20 protein-coding genes are annotated in these 17,504 nt (G+C 47.5%); 7 read left to right on the top strand and 13 right to left on the bottom strand.

All coding sequences use genetic code 11. The features are described 5' to 3' along the window. Positions 1 to 12: 12 nt before the first annotated feature. The 8 genes from RJ47_RS06040 to nrfB form a co-directional block, all read right to left on the bottom strand. On the bottom strand, positions 13 to 915 hold the full coding sequence (locus RJ47_RS06040) for a Dyp-type peroxidase (protein WP_039482433.1): 903 nt from the start codon (positions 913 to 915) through the stop codon (positions 13 to 15). Positions 916 to 996: 81 nt separating this feature from the next. Then, positions 997 to 1,455, bottom strand: coding sequence for a DUF2919 domain-containing protein (locus tag RJ47_RS06045; RefSeq protein WP_038140215.1), 459 nt, complete (start codon positions 1,453 to 1,455; stop codon positions 997 to 999). A gap of 73 nt (positions 1,456 to 1,528) precedes the next feature. After that, complete coding sequence (locus RJ47_RS06050) at positions 1,529 to 1,963, bottom strand: cytochrome c-type biogenesis protein CcmH (RefSeq protein WP_039482831.1); 435 nt, start codon at positions 1,961 to 1,963, stop codon at positions 1,529 to 1,531. Beyond that, complete coding sequence (locus RJ47_RS06055; RefSeq protein WP_039482437.1) at positions 1,953 to 2,501, bottom strand: DsbE family thiol:disulfide interchange protein; 549 nt, start codon at positions 2,499 to 2,501, stop codon at positions 1,953 to 1,955. Before RJ47_RS06055 ends, RJ47_RS06050 begins: the two co-directional genes overlap by 11 nt. Continuing rightward, a complete protein-coding gene (locus RJ47_RS06060) occupies positions 2,479 to 4,386 on the bottom strand; it encodes a heme lyase CcmF/NrfE family subunit (RefSeq protein WP_039482440.1) in 1,908 nt (635 codons plus the stop codon). Before RJ47_RS06060 ends, RJ47_RS06055 begins: the two co-directional genes overlap by 23 nt. Positions 4,387 to 4,388: 2 nt before the next feature. Beyond that, positions 4,389 to 5,360, bottom strand: coding sequence for a cytochrome c nitrite reductase subunit NrfD (gene nrfD / locus RJ47_RS06065; RefSeq protein ID WP_038190078.1), 972 nt, complete (start codon positions 5,358 to 5,360; stop codon positions 4,389 to 4,391). Further along, positions 5,357 to 6,049 carry a cytochrome c nitrite reductase Fe-S protein gene (nrfC, locus tag RJ47_RS06070; protein WP_039477941.1) on the bottom strand — a complete coding sequence of 231 codons (693 nt, stop codon included), beginning with the start codon at positions 6,047 to 6,049 and terminating at the stop codon, positions 5,357 to 5,359. The genes nrfD and nrfC overlap by 4 nt, the downstream gene beginning before the upstream one ends. A 1-nt stretch (position 6,050) precedes the next feature. After that, on the bottom strand, positions 6,051 to 6,638 hold the full coding sequence (gene nrfB, locus RJ47_RS06075) for a cytochrome c nitrite reductase pentaheme subunit (RefSeq protein ID WP_038217740.1): 588 nt from the start codon (positions 6,636 to 6,638) through the stop codon (positions 6,051 to 6,053). Between the two features lie 536 nt (positions 6,639 to 7,174). Here nrfB and nrfA point away from each other — a divergent pair. Then, positions 7,175 to 8,542 carry an ammonia-forming nitrite reductase cytochrome c552 subunit gene (gene nrfA / locus RJ47_RS06080; RefSeq protein ID WP_419831526.1) on the top strand — a complete coding sequence of 456 codons (1,368 nt, stop codon included), beginning with the start codon at positions 7,175 to 7,177 and terminating at the stop codon, positions 8,540 to 8,542. Positions 8,543 to 8,623: 81 nt separating this feature from the next. Here the strand turns inward: nrfA and RJ47_RS06085 are convergent, their stop codons facing one another. Next, positions 8,624 to 9,163: a tetratricopeptide repeat protein gene (locus tag RJ47_RS06085; RefSeq protein WP_039482446.1), complete on the bottom strand. Its 540-nt coding sequence runs from the start codon at positions 9,161 to 9,163 to the stop codon at positions 8,624 to 8,626. A gap of 88 nt (positions 9,164 to 9,251) precedes the next feature. Between RJ47_RS06085 and RJ47_RS06090 the strand changes: the two genes are divergently transcribed. Together RJ47_RS06090 and RJ47_RS06095 are read left to right on the top strand one after the other, a co-directional pair. After that, entirely contained in the window at positions 9,252 to 9,593 is a 342-nt protein-coding gene (locus RJ47_RS06090) for a DUF2956 domain-containing protein (protein WP_039482449.1), read from the top strand. After that, entirely contained in the window at positions 9,574 to 9,927 is a 354-nt protein-coding gene (locus RJ47_RS06095) for a DUF4156 domain-containing protein (RefSeq protein ID WP_039482452.1), read from the top strand. The genes RJ47_RS06090 and RJ47_RS06095 overlap by 20 nt, the downstream gene beginning before the upstream one ends. Here the strand turns inward: RJ47_RS06095 and RJ47_RS06100 are convergent. Beyond that, entirely contained in the window at positions 9,924 to 10,211 is a 288-nt protein-coding gene (locus RJ47_RS06100) for a winged helix-turn-helix domain-containing protein (protein ID WP_038140190.1), read from the bottom strand. The genes RJ47_RS06095 and RJ47_RS06100 overlap by 4 nt on opposite strands. A 201-nt stretch (positions 10,212 to 10,412) precedes the next feature. Here RJ47_RS06100 and RJ47_RS06105 point away from each other — a divergent pair, with 201 nt between their 5' ends. Genes RJ47_RS06105 through RJ47_RS20785 form a run of 4 tightly spaced genes read left to right on the top strand, consistent with a single transcriptional unit; the run spans position 10,413 to position 12,774 of the window. Next, positions 10,413 to 10,760: an ArsC family reductase gene (locus tag RJ47_RS06105; protein ID WP_038140188.1), complete on the top strand. Its 348-nt coding sequence runs from the start codon at positions 10,413 to 10,415 to the stop codon at positions 10,758 to 10,760. Between the two features lie 21 nt (positions 10,761 to 10,781). Next, complete coding sequence (gene dapE / locus RJ47_RS06110) at positions 10,782 to 11,915, top strand: succinyl-diaminopimelate desuccinylase (RefSeq protein WP_005471663.1); 1,134 nt, start codon at positions 10,782 to 10,784, stop codon at positions 11,913 to 11,915. Between the two features lie 2 nt (positions 11,916 to 11,917). Further along, the gene (locus RJ47_RS06115; RefSeq protein WP_039482455.1) at positions 11,918 to 12,592 is read left to right on the top strand and encodes a M15 family metallopeptidase; all 675 of its coding nucleotides are present in this window, start codon (positions 11,918 to 11,920) and stop codon (positions 12,590 to 12,592) included. Positions 12,593 to 12,600: 8 nt separating this feature from the next. Continuing rightward, positions 12,601 to 12,774, top strand: a complete 174-nt coding sequence (locus tag RJ47_RS20785) for a DUF2897 family protein (protein ID WP_005471631.1) — start codon at positions 12,601 to 12,603, stop codon at positions 12,772 to 12,774. Positions 12,775 to 12,791: 17 nt separating this feature from the next. On the opposite strand, the gene RJ47_RS06120 is transcribed toward RJ47_RS20785, so the two are convergent. Genes RJ47_RS06120 through RJ47_RS06130 form a run of 3 tightly spaced genes read right to left on the bottom strand, consistent with a single transcriptional unit; the run spans position 12,792 to position 17,373 of the window. Further along, complete coding sequence (locus tag RJ47_RS06120; protein WP_039482457.1) at positions 12,792 to 14,696, bottom strand: diguanylate cyclase domain-containing protein; 1,905 nt, start codon at positions 14,694 to 14,696, stop codon at positions 12,792 to 12,794. Continuing rightward, positions 14,693 to 15,223: a YfiR family protein gene (locus tag RJ47_RS06125; protein ID WP_039482459.1), complete on the bottom strand. Its 531-nt coding sequence runs from the start codon at positions 15,221 to 15,223 to the stop codon at positions 14,693 to 14,695. Before RJ47_RS06125 ends, RJ47_RS06120 begins: the two co-directional genes overlap by 4 nt. Positions 15,224 to 15,225: 2 nt before the next feature. Further along, on the bottom strand, positions 15,226 to 17,373 hold the full coding sequence (locus RJ47_RS06130) for a TonB-dependent receptor plug domain-containing protein (RefSeq protein WP_039482833.1): 2,148 nt from the start codon (positions 17,371 to 17,373) through the stop codon (positions 15,226 to 15,228). Positions 17,374 to 17,504 lie beyond the last annotated feature (131 nt).

Below are 17,504 nucleotides of genomic sequence, written 5' to 3' on the forward strand. Positions count from 1 at the left end.
TTCATTGATGGCTTACTTTAATTTCAGTGACTGAAGCATCTGTGCAGAAGGCGTGAAGAAATAAGCCCCCGTCACCGCTTTAGTAAAGCGCAGAAGTTGATCGGTTTTACCGTCAGTCACGCCATACATGCTTTCTAGCATGGCTTTGAAGTTATGGAGAGTGTTGCAGTAGGCAATAAACAGTAGGCCATGTTCGCCAGAGACACTGCCATATGGAAGACTGTGGCGAACAATCTTCAACCCTTTGCCTTCTTCTTTAATGTCAACGCGACCAACATGGGAAGCCGCAGGCACATCGTCTAGCTCGATAGAGTCTGGCTTGGTACGACCAATCACTTTCTCTTGCGCCGATACGTTCAAGCGATTCCAAGAAGGCAGATTATGAATGAAGCGTTGCACCATGACATAACTGCCGCCAGCAAACTCACCTTCAGGAATGATCGCCACTTCCGCACGCTGGCCTTCCTTCGGATTCTCGGTACCATCGATAAAGTCCGTCATATCGCGAGAGTCAAGGTAACGGTAACCGTAAGTTTCATCGACAACTTGCACGTCTTGCTCAACGTCAGCCATCAACTTGCGCAGTAGATAGAAATGCAAATCATGACGGTTTGAGTGGCAATGGAGCAAGACATCAACGTCTGAGCTCGGCGCGACCACCTCGCCTTCACCGAGAACTGGGAAATCAATCAGTTCTGGCGGCATTGCTGCATCAAGTTGAGTCCAGAACGACTTGGTGAAAGCAATCGACAGCATCAAATCTGCGCCAGGTTGCTGCTGGTTAAGCTCTTCGACGAGTTGCGGTAATGCTTTGAGTTTCTCTACGACCGACTGCGGATTTTGTTTGATTTTCAGTAACGTATACTGAGCGAATGGGCCCGCTTCAGGAAGTATTGCACTTTGAGGGTTTGACATAGAAGATTCCTCACATTGTTATTTTGCACAGTGTATTTTGTTTTATGTTTGGGATATTGACACCGATCAGAGCTCACTCAATTAGGAAGCTGGCGGATTGTAAAAGCTGTCTCGCACGCTGCGGCTTTTCATCACGTAAAGACCAAACCAAAGCAGGACAAGCATGGTGATGCCATTTGCCCAACTAAAGGCCCCTTGCTCTAGATATACATGATAAACGCTTTGCGAAAATTGGCTAACCACGGTCACAAGCGTAATGCTTTTTCCCCAGCTGACTAATTTGTTTACCCAGCCCCTTTCAGGGTTTCGTAAGCTAATTAACCACATCAAAAAGATGCTCGGTAAGCCCATTGCCAAGCCTAGATACAGCATGGAATGATCAGGATAGACGATATTGAGAATCTTACTGCCACTTTCACGACTGGCGCCCGCGACGACAAAAACGACCCAAGCTTTGGCCATAAATAACCAGCCGAGCCACAGCCATTTCGGCGCTTTCAAAAATCCATGTTTGTCGTATTGTTCTATTGAGTACCGCACTAATTCCTACAACATCTTCATTTCAATGGGATTCAATGTAACCCAATGAGAAAAAAGATCTATCAGATTTTTGTTAAGCCTGTCGATTTCGCACTGACTTTACGGAGAGCCAAAAGAATCCAATCAACAACAAAATCGGTAACCCCCAAAGCAGGCTATTTTGCCAAGAAAAACTTGGCTTGTAGCGGACAAACTCACCATACCTTGCCGTCATAAAATCAATCACTTGTTGCTCATCTTCCCCTGCATTTATTTTCTCAAACACAATTAAGCGCAAATCTTTGGCAAGGGGGGAGTTTGACTCGACAAGGTTTTGATTTTGGCATTGAGGACAGCGCAATGATTTGGCCAGTGCAATCGCTCGCTTTTGGTGAGCCGGGCTTTCAAACTCATACAACTCGACTTTGACTTCAAGCTCACTGTCTGACGCAGCGAAGAGTTGTGGCTCTTGGGCACAGAGGCTGAGCGACATCAACACCGCAACGACAATCCCTATATTACGAATCATGGTCATCCGCTTCTTGGCTAAAATATTGGGCGAACCGAGCATCCCATGAAGCTTGATTCAGTAAACCAAAGTGCTTGTAGACGATTTCGCCCTCACGATTAACCACATACGTTTCCGGCGTCCCCACGACTCCTAGCTCAATCCCAAACTGACCCTTGGGATCAAACATGACGTGTCGATAAGGGTCGCCCCCCAAGGCTAAATAGTTTTGCGCCGCGGCTTTTTTGTCTCGATAATTTAGACCAATGATAGGAATCCCCGCACTGGCGAGTTGATTGAGAAAAGCGTGCTCAGCCTTGCACACACCACACCAAGACGCCCACACGTTCACTAACTGATAATCTTGTCCGAGAAGCGTATCACTGTGAACCACAGAGCCACTGGCTAGCAATGTGACAGGTATGGAAGGGAGTTGACGAACGACCGGCTGCTGACTAGGACCAAAGTTTCCCGATTGAAGCCCCGCCACCAAGAAACCAATAAAGCCCGCCAACAGCAGGACAAAAATAAACACTTTACGATTGTTGAATAGCGCCATGAGTCACTCTCGACTTGATCAACGAAAAAGAGCGCAGCAATGGCAACAATCCACCCAGTATCGCCATAATTGCGCCCGCCCAAATCCATGCAATATAGGAACGATATTGTATTTTGACCGCGTACGCCTTGCTATCAACCTTCGCGCCCAATGTGACATAGTAATCACCATGCCATGTTGAGCGAATCGCTGGCTCACTCATATTCATGACACGCACTGGATAGTGGCGACGTTCTGGTGCCAGCCTGAAGCTCGCGCCTGCCGGAGACGAAAACTCAATCACCCCCTGCTCGGCAGTATAATTGGGGCCAACGTACCATTCGGTAGCAAGGTAGGTCACTTGCCACTGCGCCAGTTCAGTGGTTGTGCCTGGCTCCATTTTACGATTGAGCTCATAAGAGTGTTGGCTGTTCATACTCGCCCCAATGCAAACCACGGCTAGCCCCACATGAGCCAGCACCATAAAGCTCACCGTTCGGTTCTTGGCAGCGATCAGCAAATGACTACCAATAACCCACGCGCCAAGCATCCAAACGAGCAAGGTAGCGAAACTCCAGTCTGTCACTTGAAGCCGATACGCCGCAGCCCCAACGAATGAGGCAGTCGTAAATAAGAGCACTATCGCGCGCCAACTCACATAGCTCCCATGATGCCACTTCATAAGAGGCGCCATCCCTATACCCAACAAAGCGAGCAAAGCCAAAGGTTGAATCAGAGTATTGAAGTAAGGCGCTCCGACCGATATGGAGCCTAAACCCAGCAGCTCATAGAGCATCGGATAAAAGGTACCCAAAAACACCGTAAACGTTGCCACAATCAATAAGCCTGCAGACACCAATATCAAGTAGCTTCGACCCAGCACCGAGTGCAATCCTTCGCTACGAATGGCATCGCTTTGGCGAAAAAGCAGAACAAACGAGCCGAGTAAGGTGAGGGCTAAAATCGCCAGTAGGGCAATCCCTTTGCTAGGGTCAACCGCAAAAGCATGCACCGAGGTTAAAATTCCTGACCGGACAATAAAAGTCCCGAGAATACTCAAACTGAATGTCACCAGCGCCAAGCTGAGTGACCACAATGTAAGCTGCTGATAGCGCGATGAAGCAATCAAGGTATGCAGCAGTGCCGTCCCCGTGAGCCAAGGCAGTAACGACGCGTTTTCTACTGGGTCCCAAAACCACCAGCCGCCCCACCCTAGTTCATTGTATGCCCACCAAGAACCGACCAAGATACCTAATGTCAGTAGCATCCATGATGACACCGCCCACAGTCGACACTCTTTCACCCAGTGAGCATCAAATTTGGGTTCAAGCAATGCCGCTAAAGCAAACGCTAAGACGGTAGAGAATCCTATATAGCCGAGATAAAGCAAAGGCGGGTGAAAGATCAGCCCGACATCTTGCAGCATCGGATTCAAATCTCGCCCTTCAGTGACATAAACCTCTCTGTAGCTAAACGGGTTTGACGCCAGCAAGGTAAACCAACTAAACGCCGCGACAAAAGCCAACATAATCCACAAAACATGCTGAATGTAGCGCGACGGTTTACGCGGATGAAATGAGATTAACGCACTCCATAAACTTAAGGTAAACACCCAAAACAGCATGGAGCCCTCATGCCCACCCCACACGGCAGCGAGCTTGAAAAATTGAGGGAGCGCCGAGTTGGAATGGGTGGCGATATAGGCAAACTGGAACTGATCATTTAAAAATAGGAACGCCAGAAGCCCTAAACTGAGAATCGCCCCCACCGAAACCAAACGTGCAATGCAAACAAGGGAGAGCCGCGAGGCTGCATTGCGATAGCGTTGCCAAGCAAAAATCGCCACACTCAAACTGCTGAGCACCGCGATCCACACCAACGACAATAGCCCTAGCTCTCCCGCCATAGTTACACGACCGTCATCTGGCCAGCGTACAAAATAAAGGTACGCAACATGAGTACGCCAACTAGGCTCAGCATGGTCACAACAAAGATGTACCCACCATTATGGCGAACCTCTTTTGGCGACACCGCGTTCAATGTGAGTGGCAATAACATCCCAATCAGCACGACACCAAACCAGAACCAGTTCGACCAGAACCCGCCTCCAATCGCATTCCAAGCCGCCACTTCGTTTTGTCCGCCGCTGAAAATCAATCCCGTAAAGAAGGTAACCAGAACAAACAACTCAAACAGCACAACTGGACGTTCAAAGCCATGCACCCAAGACACGCTAGGGCTGCTCGCTGATTCTTTAAAGACTAAGATCCCAAACAGCAAGCAGGCTGCCGCGCCGGAAGAGAGGCTCGAGAACAAAAACAGTATCGGTAACACTGGGTTGTTGAGCATCGGATACGTCTTCAATGCCGACAATAAGAAGCCGGTATAGGCAGCCAAAACCAAGGCAAGGAAACCAAGAAATAGCTCCAACGGATTATTGACTTGCTTGGCTTTAATAAGCAAACCATCCACCAAATCCAGCAACCCGCTTGGCAATTTTCCTTCACAGAAGCTGATGATTTGGTGGCGAAATAGCACGCCGATCCAAACAAACAATACCGCCATATAGACTTGGAATAAAATGACGCCCATCGACATAACCGAGGTCACGTTGAAGTAAATCATAATCTTCCAAAACTCGAGCGGCTTGGTTAAATGGAAAACCAAGATCAATAACCCGACGATAATGCCAAACGGCGCAAGCCAAGCCACTGCTTTCAAAATGCCATTATTAGCAGGGTCACCGTCAATAACGTTGCGACGTAGGTAGAGACCAATCATCACCGCTCCCGCAGACATACCCGCTAAGAAGAGATAGATGGCGATGATCCAATCCCATACTAACGAGTCAAAGTGAAACGCACTTTCAAATCCATTCATGATGAGATCTCCCCTTTCTGATGAGGCACTTTGTATAGTTTGGGCTTCGTCCCCAAATGCGCCTTATCGCGATAAACCACTTCGGTATTCAACACTTGGTTAATGTCACTATTGGGATCGTTGAGATCACCAAAAATCAACGCGTTCGTTGGACAAGATTCCACACAGGCTGGAAGTTTGCCTTGTGCTAAATTGGTATCGCGGCAGAAGTTACACTTGTCAGCGGAATGGTCTTCAGGGTTAAAGAAACGCACTTGATAAGGGCATGCCGCCAAGCAATAGCCACACCCCACGCACTTCTCTTTATGAACATCCACAATGCCCGTTTTCTCATCTTTGTAAGCGGCTCCCGTTGGGCAAACATAAACGCAAGGTGGATTTTCACAGTGTTGACAAGATTTGCGAGTAAAACGGTAATCAACATTTGGGAACTCACCTTGGGGCTCACTGCGAATTATTTCTAAGCGCGAGACGCCCTCAGGGACCTTATTCACTTCACGGCAAGCATCAGTACATGCTGTACAACCAATGCATGCGGTTTCGTCGTGAACCATGCCGTAGAGTTTGTTTCCGTCTTCTTCTACATTGGCCAATGTTTTTCGGCTACTTAACACCGCAGTACCCGCAACGCCTGTCGTAAAGATAAGCGCCCCTGTACCGGCTAAAAAGTTTCGTCTAGAACAACTCATATCACTGCTCCTTTTTCTGCTGATTAAAGTCAGAATGGCAGTCGACACAAAGCTTAATTTTCTCTTTGCGTTCCAAACCAAGCACTTTGGTTTTGCTGGCATGTACATCGTGACAATTCGAACAGGTCAAATTCTTTGCGTGCACATCGTGAGTCCAGCTATCGTCGCGCAAATACTTAGGCTGGTGACAGTCTGTACATTGACTATTCGCTTTGAGTATCTGCTCAGGATCGAGGAAGACTTTATCGGTCCCTGGTTGTGACTGAGCACTAGAATACTTAGTGACAATCGGAGCACCTTCACGATGGTCTGGCCCGATGTTGTTATGACATTCGGTACACGTCACTTCACGGCCAAGGATCTTGTGTGCATCCTCACCGTGTGAACCTTGTAAAGATTGTTTCGAATCCTTATGACACTGAACACATTTATAGTCCTTGTCACGGATAAGCGTGACTTCATGGCGAGCGCTTTGGCCTTCAGTTTGCAAGCTTGAAGTGTCGGCAACGGCATGAAGCGAATAACCATAGAGGCAGAATGCTAGGAGAGACTTTAGCATTATGACTATGGCCAACTTTATATTGCCCATATTATCCTTTCCTTATTCCAGACCCACCATCGCCGAAAGCAACAATAAAAATCTGGTCAAAATTAATGCCCTTCGATATCGAAAAATCATCAATATCAAATGAGATCAATTCTTATTTTGGAAATTAGCCACAACGCTATGTAAATAGTCTACTCCACCCACTCTTTAGAGGTAGTGTTTACTGTCTAAAAAACGATCTAAATCACCATAAATTTCGCGCGGTTTTCGCCATAAGTATTTGATGATAATAACTTTCATTAACAACAAGGAAATCCTCACATACCCCTTTAGAGGTATTGGCGAGGTAATTTGAACTGCGTCACTTAGCTAAATTGATCTAACGCAATGATGGGTTGTTACCAAGTTATTTTATTTATTTCTCTTTATTACAATTTATTTCAGTTCTCCAATTCTTAATTTGGATATAGCCAGTTCACAACGCTGTTTATAACAAACGGAATTACGGAGATAGCACTGTGAAAAAATTGCACTGGATACCAACATCCGCCGCGGCAATATTCCTGTTGGCAGGCTCAATGATGAGCTCAGCCAGCTTCGCGGCGTCTGAAAACAACGATCTCATCGATCCTAGAAACGATGCCTATGAGCAAAACCACCCAGATCAATACCAAAGCTGGAAAGCAACGTCTGAAAGTGACCACATTGAAGACGCACTAGCCGAAGACCCCAATATGGTGATCATGTGGGCGGGGTATGGGTTTGCCAAAGACTACAATAAAGCTCGCGGCCACTTTTATGCACTCGACGATGTGCGTCAAACGCTGCGTACAGGCGCTCCCCAAGATGACAAATCTGGCCCTATGCCAATGGCATGTTGGAGCTGTAAAAGCCCTGATGTGGGGCGAGTCATTGACGAACGTGGAGAAGATGGCTACTTCGAAGGTAAGTGGGCTCGCCTAGGTGAAGAAATTGCCAATCCAATTGGCTGCGCCGACTGTCACGACACTCGTAGCGAGGGTTTCAAAAAGGGAGAGCCTGCACTAGCGCTTGCAAAACCTTATGTTGATCGCGCGTTCCAAGCCATCAATAAACCGTTTGATAAACAGTCTCGCCTTGATCAACAAGCGTCGGTTTGTGCACAGTGCCACGTTGAGTACTACTTCACTGGGCCAACCAAAGCGGTCAAGTTCCCTTGGGATATGGGCACCTCTGTCGATGAAATGGAACAGTACTATGACGCGCTCAATTTTAAAGACTGGACGCATAAAGTCTCAAAAGCGCCAATGCTAAAAGCTCAGCACCCTGGGTATGAGACGTGGCGTGACGGCGTTCATGGTAAGAACAAAGTGGTTTGTGTGGATTGCCATATGCCTAAAGTAACCAAAGAAGATGGCACGGTGTACACCGACCACAAAGTAGGCAATCCGTTTGATCGTTTCGAAGACACCTGCGCTAACTGCCACACTCAAAGCAAAGAGCAAATGTATGAAATCGTTTCGAGCCGCAAAGCGCAAGTTCTCAACATGAAGCTGACGGCTGAGAAGCAAATTGTTGCAGCTCACTTTGAAGCAGGAGCGGCGTGGGATGCTGGCGCGACTGACGCGGAAATGAAAGATATCTTGCAAGACATTCGCCATGCGCAATGGCGCTGGGATTATGCGATTGCATCACACGGCGTTCACATGCACGCTCCAGAGGTCGCGCTCGAAGTGCTGGGTACCGCGGTAGATAAAGCCGCCGACGCGCGAACCAAGTTGGTCCGTTTGTTAGCGAAAAAAGGCATCACCGATCCCGTTGTTCTGCCGGACATCTCTACCAAAGAAGCAGCCCAGAAAGCTCTGGGGATGGATATGGAGAAGATGAACGCAGACAAGGCGCACTTCTTAGATACCGTAGTACCAGAATGGGACAAAGCCGCAAAAGAACGTGAATCTCAGTACTAAGCGTTAACAACCAAAAAAACCGGCGAACTTCGCCGGTTTTTTATATTCGTTGCATTTGTCAACACATCCCCAAGCAAAAAGCTACTGATTGTTCTGCATCTGCTTAGCGAGGTTTAAAGAATAAATGATGGAAGCTCGGTCTAAATCACGGTCTTGTGAATCGAGCATCTTTGTCCAAGTGTCAATCGCTTGCTGATAACGAAAGCTAATAAAATGATCACTGGCAATCAAAGAAAGGGCGGTTAAATTGAGCGGTTCTAACTTAAGAGCCTTGTTCAACAATGCGCTGACCTCATCATCGAGCACTTGGTTGTGCAAGTAGTAACGCGCGGTTGCTTTCGCCGCGTAGTAGCTGGCCACTGGCTCTGGGCTCAGTCGAATTGCGTAGTCAAAGCTCGTCAAGGCAGCATCAAACTCTTGCTGGTTCAGATAACCATGACCCAATTGAAACCACAATGGCGCTTGATTTGGGTCTTGCTTGAGCTTGCCCTGAATATCGCTCATTGGGTCACGCTGACGAGTGACCTGCTCAGAGGCTTCGGGCGGGAGAGGCGGTGAACCTTTAAACCAAAAAAACAGAGGCACGGCGATAACCGCACTGAAAAGCACTATTTTTTTCACACAATACGCCTCATGCTGTAAATCTCAATTCCGCTTTAATTATATCGTGTTAGGATAAACGTATCTTTGATCCAGCAGTATTTATCTCATGAACAAAAAAGTCGTTCCGTCGCAAGAAACCCAGCAAGAAGCAATGAAAATTGCCAAAGCCACCCAAAAGCCCGGACAGACCAAAGAGCAAACCAAACTGATCGCTCAAGGGATTGAAAAAGGGATTGCGCAATACAAAAAGCAGCAAAAAGAGAAGTCCCGCCAAGCCGACAAAGCGAGAAAAAAAGCGCAGAAAGCCAAACGTGTTGAACAAACCGACGTTGAAGCAGAGCTGCCAATGGATTCTCACTCACAACCCTCAACCCCAACTCAACTGCCTTGGGTGTTGCTAGCCCTGAGCTGGATTGGATTTATCGCCTATGTTACTCAAATTCAATAATGCACTAACCCTTTCTCTGGTTGCCGTTTTCATGGCAGGTTGTACCTCGCCGATGAACCGTCTAGACAGCCCAGCTCAAGCTGTTCACTTAAGAATGGATGCTGGATTTGATGCTGATGATTGCCAATGGCTAGGCGAAGTGACTGGCAGTGAGGGGCATTGGTACAGCTATCTGTTTTTTACCAATGATGTGATGGTGCAAGGTGCGATGAATGACATAAAAAATCGCGCCAAGAAGCTTGGCGCGAATACTGTGTTTGTCACTGCTCCTCAAGACTTCACCACCTCCTTTACTGTGATGGGAAGTGCTTATCTGTGCAGCAATAAAGACTAGGCTTTAAAACCTAAACTGGCGGCGATGTCTGGCTCTCGGTCTATTACCCACTGGCTATCAAATGGGCCCCAATCAGAGAGTTGGTAATACCCATCATTGTGACGTCGCCCATCTTGAACAAACATCAACTCAATACCTATGCCAGGAAGAGCCTTAATGACATCTTGAATTGTTCGGCGTGGCCACCCAGTCTTTTCAATCAGTTTTGGAACGTTAGGTCGTTCTAGATTCTCGACAAGTAGCGCTAAATACAGTCGCCTTGCAAAAACAGGACTCAATTCCATTGATACCTCCTATAAAATTCTAGAGTCATTATTTCTGTTTTGTCGGGTCATGTGTTGCGTTTGATCAATAACTCTACAATCCCAACTTCCTGAAACACATTTTTTTTGCCCATTGAAATATATCGATCACACTTTTTGTCTCGACACAGAGTTCCTGATAGGATGCTGAAATAACAAAAAAGTCACTTCAAAGGGTTTATTATGACAATTACCATGTACGGTATTCCTAACTGCGACACCATTAAAAAAGCTAAGAAATGGTTAGAAGCAGAAGGCATTGAGTTCCAGTTTCACGACTACCGTAAGCAAGGCGTAGACAAAGCCATGGTGGAAACGTTTTGCCAACAGCTCGGTTGGGAAAATGTCCTCAATAAACGCGGAACCACCTACCGCCAACTGAGCCAAGAGCAAAAAGATGGGTTAAACGAAGCCAATGCGATTGCCTTGCTAGTAGAACAACCGGCAATGATTAAACGCCCTATTCTCCTGTCAGGTGATAGCTACCACCTAGGTTTTAAAGCAGATCAATACGCTGCGATTTTTTCATAAAGTAAGTAAAGGATTTCAAGGATGACAGATAGCCCGACACTGGCTCTCGCAAAGTACTTAATCAGCCGCCAGTCGGTAACCCCTGAAGATGCTGGTTGCCAAGATGCGATGATCGAACGTTTAAAAGCCCTCGGCTTCGAAATTGAAGTGATGGTGTTTGAAGACACCACTAACTTCTGGGCACGCCGTGGTACGGAGGCTCCACTGTTTGCATTTGCGGGTCATACTGACGTCGTACCGGCTGGTAACTTAGACCAATGGCACACGCCCCCATTCGAACCGACTGAAATTGATGGCTATCTGCATGGCCGTGGCGCGGCCGATATGAAAGGCTCGCTTGCCAGTATGATTGTCGCCGTGGAGCAGTTCATCGCAGACAACCCAAATCATAAAGGGTCGATCGGTTTCTTGATTACGTCGGATGAAGAAGGGCCATTCATTAATGGTACTGTCCGTGTGGTAGAAACTCTAATGGCACGTGGTGAGAACATCGACATGTGTATTGTCGGTGAACCATCAAGTACCGAAGTGGTGGGAGACGTAGTGAAAAACGGTCGTCGCGGCTCGATTACTGGCGATCTCACGGTCAAAGGCACGCAAGGTCACGTGGCGTACCCTCACCTTGCCAATAACCCCGTGCATCAGTCACTAATGGCAATTCACGAACTCGCGACCACCGAATGGGATCAAGGTAACGCTTACTTCCCACCAACCAGTTTCCAAATCCCAAATGTTCATGCAGGCACTGGGGCGTCGAATGTCATTCCAGGTGAGTTTAACGTTCAGTTCAATCTAAGATTCAGCACCGAACTTAATAACGACATGATCGTTAACCGTGTTGTTGAGACCTTGGATAAACATGAGCTGGACTACGACCTCAAATGGACCTTCAATGGTGACCCATTCTTGACCGATACTGGCGCGCTATTGGACGCAGTCGTCGATGCGGTGGATTCAGTTAACCAAACCAAACCAGCGCTACTCACCACTGGTGGCACATCCGATGGCCGATTCATCGCCCGAATGGATTGCCAAGTGGTCGAGCTTGGCCCTGTTAACGCAACCATTCATAAAGTGAACGAGTGCGTGAAAATTGATGATCTGGAAAAACTCACCCAGATGTATCAAAAAACCCTCGAAAACCTGCTCGCTTAACAATGAACGCAGCGCAACTAACCGGAAAAGTATCCACCCATTTGGTGGATACTTTGATTGGCCAAAAACACTTTCTCGTTCACCCTGAGGTGCAAGAGGATCTACTCGCGCTCAAGCAGGCTGCCGATGGGGCAGGCTTTAACCTCAATATCGCCAGTGGGTTTCGGGATTTCGAGCGTCAATTGATGATTTGGAATCGCAAAATGACGGGCGCTGTAACAATTTTAGACACACAAAGCCAACCGCTCGCCCCAGAAACCTTGAGCGAGCAAGACAAGGTATTCGCGATACTGCGCTGGTCGGCACTGCCAGGCGCCAGTCGACATCACTGGGGCAGCGATTTTGACCTATTCGATCGTGATGCGCTTCCTCAAGGGAAGGCCTTACAGCTAGAACCTTGGGAGTACTTCAACGCTCACCAGCGACCGTTTTATCTGTGGTTAAAAGAAAACTTGGCGCAGTTTGGCTTCTATTTTCCGTACCAAGAGGATAACGGCGGTGTTGCGATTGAACCTTGGCACATTAGCCATCGCAAGACTGCGCAGCGGTGCCTTAACCACCTGACTTTAGATGTGTTACACAAAGAGATCGAATCTAGCGCAATTATTGGCAAACAAGTCGTGTTAGATAATTTAGAAACCATCTACAATCAGTATATTACTAATCTTTCTCGCTAGGAGCCGTTATGGATTTATTGACCAACCCTTGGGTGATTATTGCGATTGTATTGAGCGTGGTCGTTGGCAATATCATGGCGCTGAAGTACACCGCAAAAATGAAGTTTGATTACAAACCCAAACAGCCCAAGCCCAAAGACGAACAAGAGAAAGAAGACGACATCCCTAAAGACGCACCCTAGCGTCTTTTCTTTTTCGCTCAGAGTGCGTAATAAAAACGGTTTTTCCCTAAACGCTTCGCGACATACATATTGCGATCAGCTTGGTCAATTTTCTCATCCAAGATCACCTCATCTTCCGCGGCCCAGTAGCTGATGCCAATACTTGCCGTCACTTGACAGGTTTTCTCGTTAATCACAATCGGAACGGCCAACGTATCGATGATGCGCTGAGCGATTGGCTGACATTGGCCAGAACTGCGAATCGCGATCAAAAACTCGTCCCCAGCAATCCGCGCGACCAAGTCTTTTGCTGATATGCAGCCTGTTAGCCGCTTAGCGACAATGCGCAGTAACTCATCTCCCACACCATGCCCATATTGATCGTTCACCGCTTTGAAACCATCAAGATCGAGGAAAAAGATAAACTGAGCTTGCCCTTTGCGATGACGAGCTTGCAAACTCTTCAGCGCTTTAGAGCGATTAGCCAGTCCGGTCAAGGTGTCATGGTTAGCCGCAAAGCTCAGTCTTTCCAGCTCAAGACCCAGAGTCAAATCCGTCAAACTGATCACGAAAGCTTCAACTCGACCTTCGCCACTTTTTAACGCTTTCGCTTTCAAGCGATAGGGCGACCAAGTCTGATTAGTATGTCGAATAATGGTTTTGCTGATCATAACGCCACTGTTGAGCAAGGTTTTGGTCAAAGCGAGCGAGAAATAGAGCGGCTTTTTCACCACCAGCTCTTGAATGGCACTCAACACACCAAATCGTTCCAGCGAAGTTGTATTTTGCGTCGTTACGTTTAAGTCTCTATCCAAAACAAAAATTGCGTCTTGGTTTTGATCGAACATGAGCTCTAATAACTTACGTCTTTGCTCTGACAGATTTTGGGACGTGACATCTTGAAACTGCAACAGAGATTGACTCGCCTCTTCCATCGGGTGACAACTCACTCGATAGCACTTTTGTCCATCCAATGTACGGAGCTCAACTGCCGCCAGTGGCTGATGTCTCTCAATCGCGTCAACCATTTGCTCAATAGCCGCTTTGGGCTCGAAACGGCTTGCCAACATTTCACGCGTTGTTAATCGGCTCTGGTTTTCCATCAATTCACTGATCGCCACCGGATTACCGTAGTTGATCTTATTGCCCGGAGAAACCACAAGAACCCCTCGCTTCATCGCATCGAGGGCGCCGTGAATGTAACGATTTTTCTGTTCAACACGCTGCAATGCACTTTGCAGCTGGCTCTCTCGGTCAAGGAGGTTGGCGATCATTTCGTTGAAGCAACGGGTCAGCTTGCCCACTTCATCATCATGAACAATATCTATCGAGCTCTTTGCAATCCCTTGAGTAATCATTCTTTCCATGGTGCTGTGCAATGCGGTTAAAGGCTTGACAATCACACCGTGCAACAACTGCGCAAATGCCAAAGACAGCAGAGAAATAAACACTGTCAACGCGCCTAAATAGCTAAATAGTCGCCTTTCATTACTCTGAATAGACTCCAACGATTCCCACACGACGAGCGTGCCAAGCTTTTCTCCTTCGAGGAAAATATCGGTATTGTCCACCTGAAACCTGGTATCTGCACAGGTCACCGATTCTTGTGTCCACTGGCACTGCGATGGAAGTTGGTGAATACTTGTGATGGTCTCGCCATACTCGTTGATCACCTTGGCAGCAATGATGTCTGGGTCAAACGTAAGATTCACCAACTGCTCTTTGGCGGTAATCGGATCATCAAACATCAGAGCGGCTTGCAGTGTACTTGCCACGCCTTGAGACAAGATATGAACACGATGCTCTTGCGCTTCTCGCTGAGACAAGAACAATAAGTGAATCGCGGGAGTGCCTATGATCAAGACAATGAACATCACCATAAACCAAGTCGGTAAGATCATCTTGTAGCGTAGTGGGAGCTGAGTAAAACGCGCGCTGATCATGTCGCCTCCTCATAGATTTCAGAGACTTCAAGCAACTGAGAGCGAATCTGTACCCGAGACTTTTCGACGTTTTGGCGTGAGATCAACGGACGAATGCGGTTGCGAACTTTAATAAAAGCGACCATGCCACCGTTAGCGACAAATTCAACGCCATTGCCAACCAGCAGTGCATTAGGATATCTAACATGCAGGTTGGCAATGATTGCCTCATCGCCGTTTTCAATAAATAAGATATGGCATACCGAAGGCGCAACACCACTTAACATGTCATGAAACCTTGCCATGTCCGGCTTTGTCGCCACAATCGCTTCCAACCGAAAGCCAACATCACTGTGTTGAGCAACACAGTAGTCAATGTGGTCAGTCGCTATATCGGTCTGATTCCAGTCCGACAGCAGCGCAAAACGAAACAGGTAGACCGCCTTTAGATCAACATCATCCACTTTTGCCTGCGCGAGGAGTGGAACAATTAAGACACCCAAAGCGACCAAACATTTGGTCGCCAAAATAGAAAAACGTGGGCTCATGTTTATCTTGTCCAGTCGACGGCGCCGTAATTCCAGTCAAGCGTCAACCAGTACTGAGTGCCATTTTGAAATGGCTGCTGGCTATCTGGGAATTCCGTCGACTGATCTGCGCCTAGATTCTCAACCGAGCCGGTAATTCTTGGGGTGCAATCGGCGTACTGCCAACTCACCGAGGCATCGAAACTCAATACTTTCGGCCAGATGTAACTTGGATCATCGACAAAATCACGATGCAATTTTGACTCAGAGACATACTGCATAGACGCACTTGCCCACCACTGCGGAGTGATGTCCCACATCACTTGGGCATTCACATAGTGGTTAGGTTGGTTTTCCAACTGACGTTTTACCGCATCGTTAGAGCCACATATCGCACCTTCACAATGACCAACAATGCGCTTATAGCTGTAGTTGGTGTTGATTTGAAGGGGTTCAATCGGCTGCCATTTGAGTGCAATTTCTCCACCCATGGTTTCAGACCAAAGAGGGTCAACGTATTCTGATACGTACTGTTCAATGTAAGTCCCGACCGTGCCTGGTGATGAGTCACCTGCAATCACCCAGCCTTGAGCACTCACCCCTTTTAAGGCTCGAATATTCTCGTGAATGCTGTAGAAACCACTCATATTAAGCTGCACTTTGTTAGTATCCCAGAAGCGATAACCCAGTTCGTAAGTTTCGACACTCTCTATACTAAGGTCATCTCCGCCTCGATAGAGATACGTCGCAATGTAGTCGTACTTGTTTCCTGCGCCATCGTGCGCCCCAGATTCAACGTAGTAGTTCTCTTGGAAGGTGGTCTCCAACTCCAATCGCGAAGGGGTCACCACCGCACGTCCCCATCCTGCCCACAAACGTTGGTTGTCGGACAGTTGGTAACTCAATCTAATCTGAGGCTGGGCATCGACACTATGAGTCAAGTTGTTGTATTGCCAGCGGTTACCCAAGGTTAACGTCGACTTATCGCTGATATCAATGTTCCAGTTCGCATACAAACCGTAACTTTGATTCAAGAAATCGGCGTTATCCGTCACTCTAATATAAGGAACAGAATAGCGGTCACTGTCACTGTATTGACCTAGTTGCTCATCAATTATTCGAACATTGCCACCTAAACTAAGCTGTGTTCCCCACCAATCTTTAATGGTGTAGTGGGAATCAAGATCGACACGCCAAAATTGCGCATCTCGAGCGGTACTATCGTTTGAACTGTAAGTGAGCCAAAGCTTGTTTTCCCAACTATCGCCATTTTCAACATCATAAATGTGTTGTAAGCCTGAGAAGTACTCTTGCATCGTCATTTCAGTATCGTAAACGCTGGCACTTGGCAGACCGGGATTGAGAAAGTGAGGGTGGTGTTTCATCCATTGATAGTCCTCACGTGAGCGAATCCCGCCCGCTTGGACACTCACGGTGTGGGCGAACTTTTGATAGTCAAACCGCATACCAAAACGCTCGGTATAGACGTTGTAATCTTGAACCGGCTGTACACGCTCTTCGTCACTGGTCCACGGCATATGGTCGACAAACTCAAAATATCCGCTTAGATAGCCATACTCACCAATCTGGGTCGACTCATGCAACTGATATTCAGAGTAACCATAGTTGCCTTCTTTAATCGCGAGCTTGCCATCGGGTGCGCTCTCGGCTTCAGAGGTGATGATGTTGATAACCCCATTAACTGCGTTCCCTCCCCAGATAGTGCCAACCGGCCCGAGTACTACTTCAATTTGGGCAATATTGTCCATGCTTACCGGAATCAGATCCCAGTCAACACCTGAAAACATTGGGTTGAATACACTGCGACCATCCACCATTACAAGAAGTGTATTACTCAACGCTTGGTTCTGACCTCGCGCGGTAATACCCCAGTCATAGTTTGAATATTTGGCGACATGTAACCCTGGCGCCAGAGCTAACGCATCTGCGACAGAGCGGGCTCCAGAGCGGTTGATCTCTTTCGCCGTGATCACATATACAGACGCGGCAGTATCAGCAAGGCTCTGCGCCGTGCGAGTAGCCGAGACAACTTTTGTATCCGCTAACGAACAGAGAGGCATTTCAAGCAATGAGTCGAGGTCAAAATCAGCCGCCGCGAGCGGAGCGGTCAATAGCGATGAGGCGATCGCAATTGGGAATGTAAAACGCATGGTTGGTTTCTCGTAGCACGTTGCCAACAAGCGGCAATACTCCCTTAAGCCGCGCGCAACGAATGAACAGTTTTAAACAAAAAACAGTATAGCGTTTTCATATTATTCAATCATTTGCTAACCGCATGATC

The sequence above is a fragment of the Vibrio sinaloensis genome (assembly GCF_000808535.1).
Classification (GTDB): domain Bacteria; phylum Pseudomonadota; class Gammaproteobacteria; order Enterobacterales; family Vibrionaceae; genus Vibrio; species Vibrio sinaloensis_D.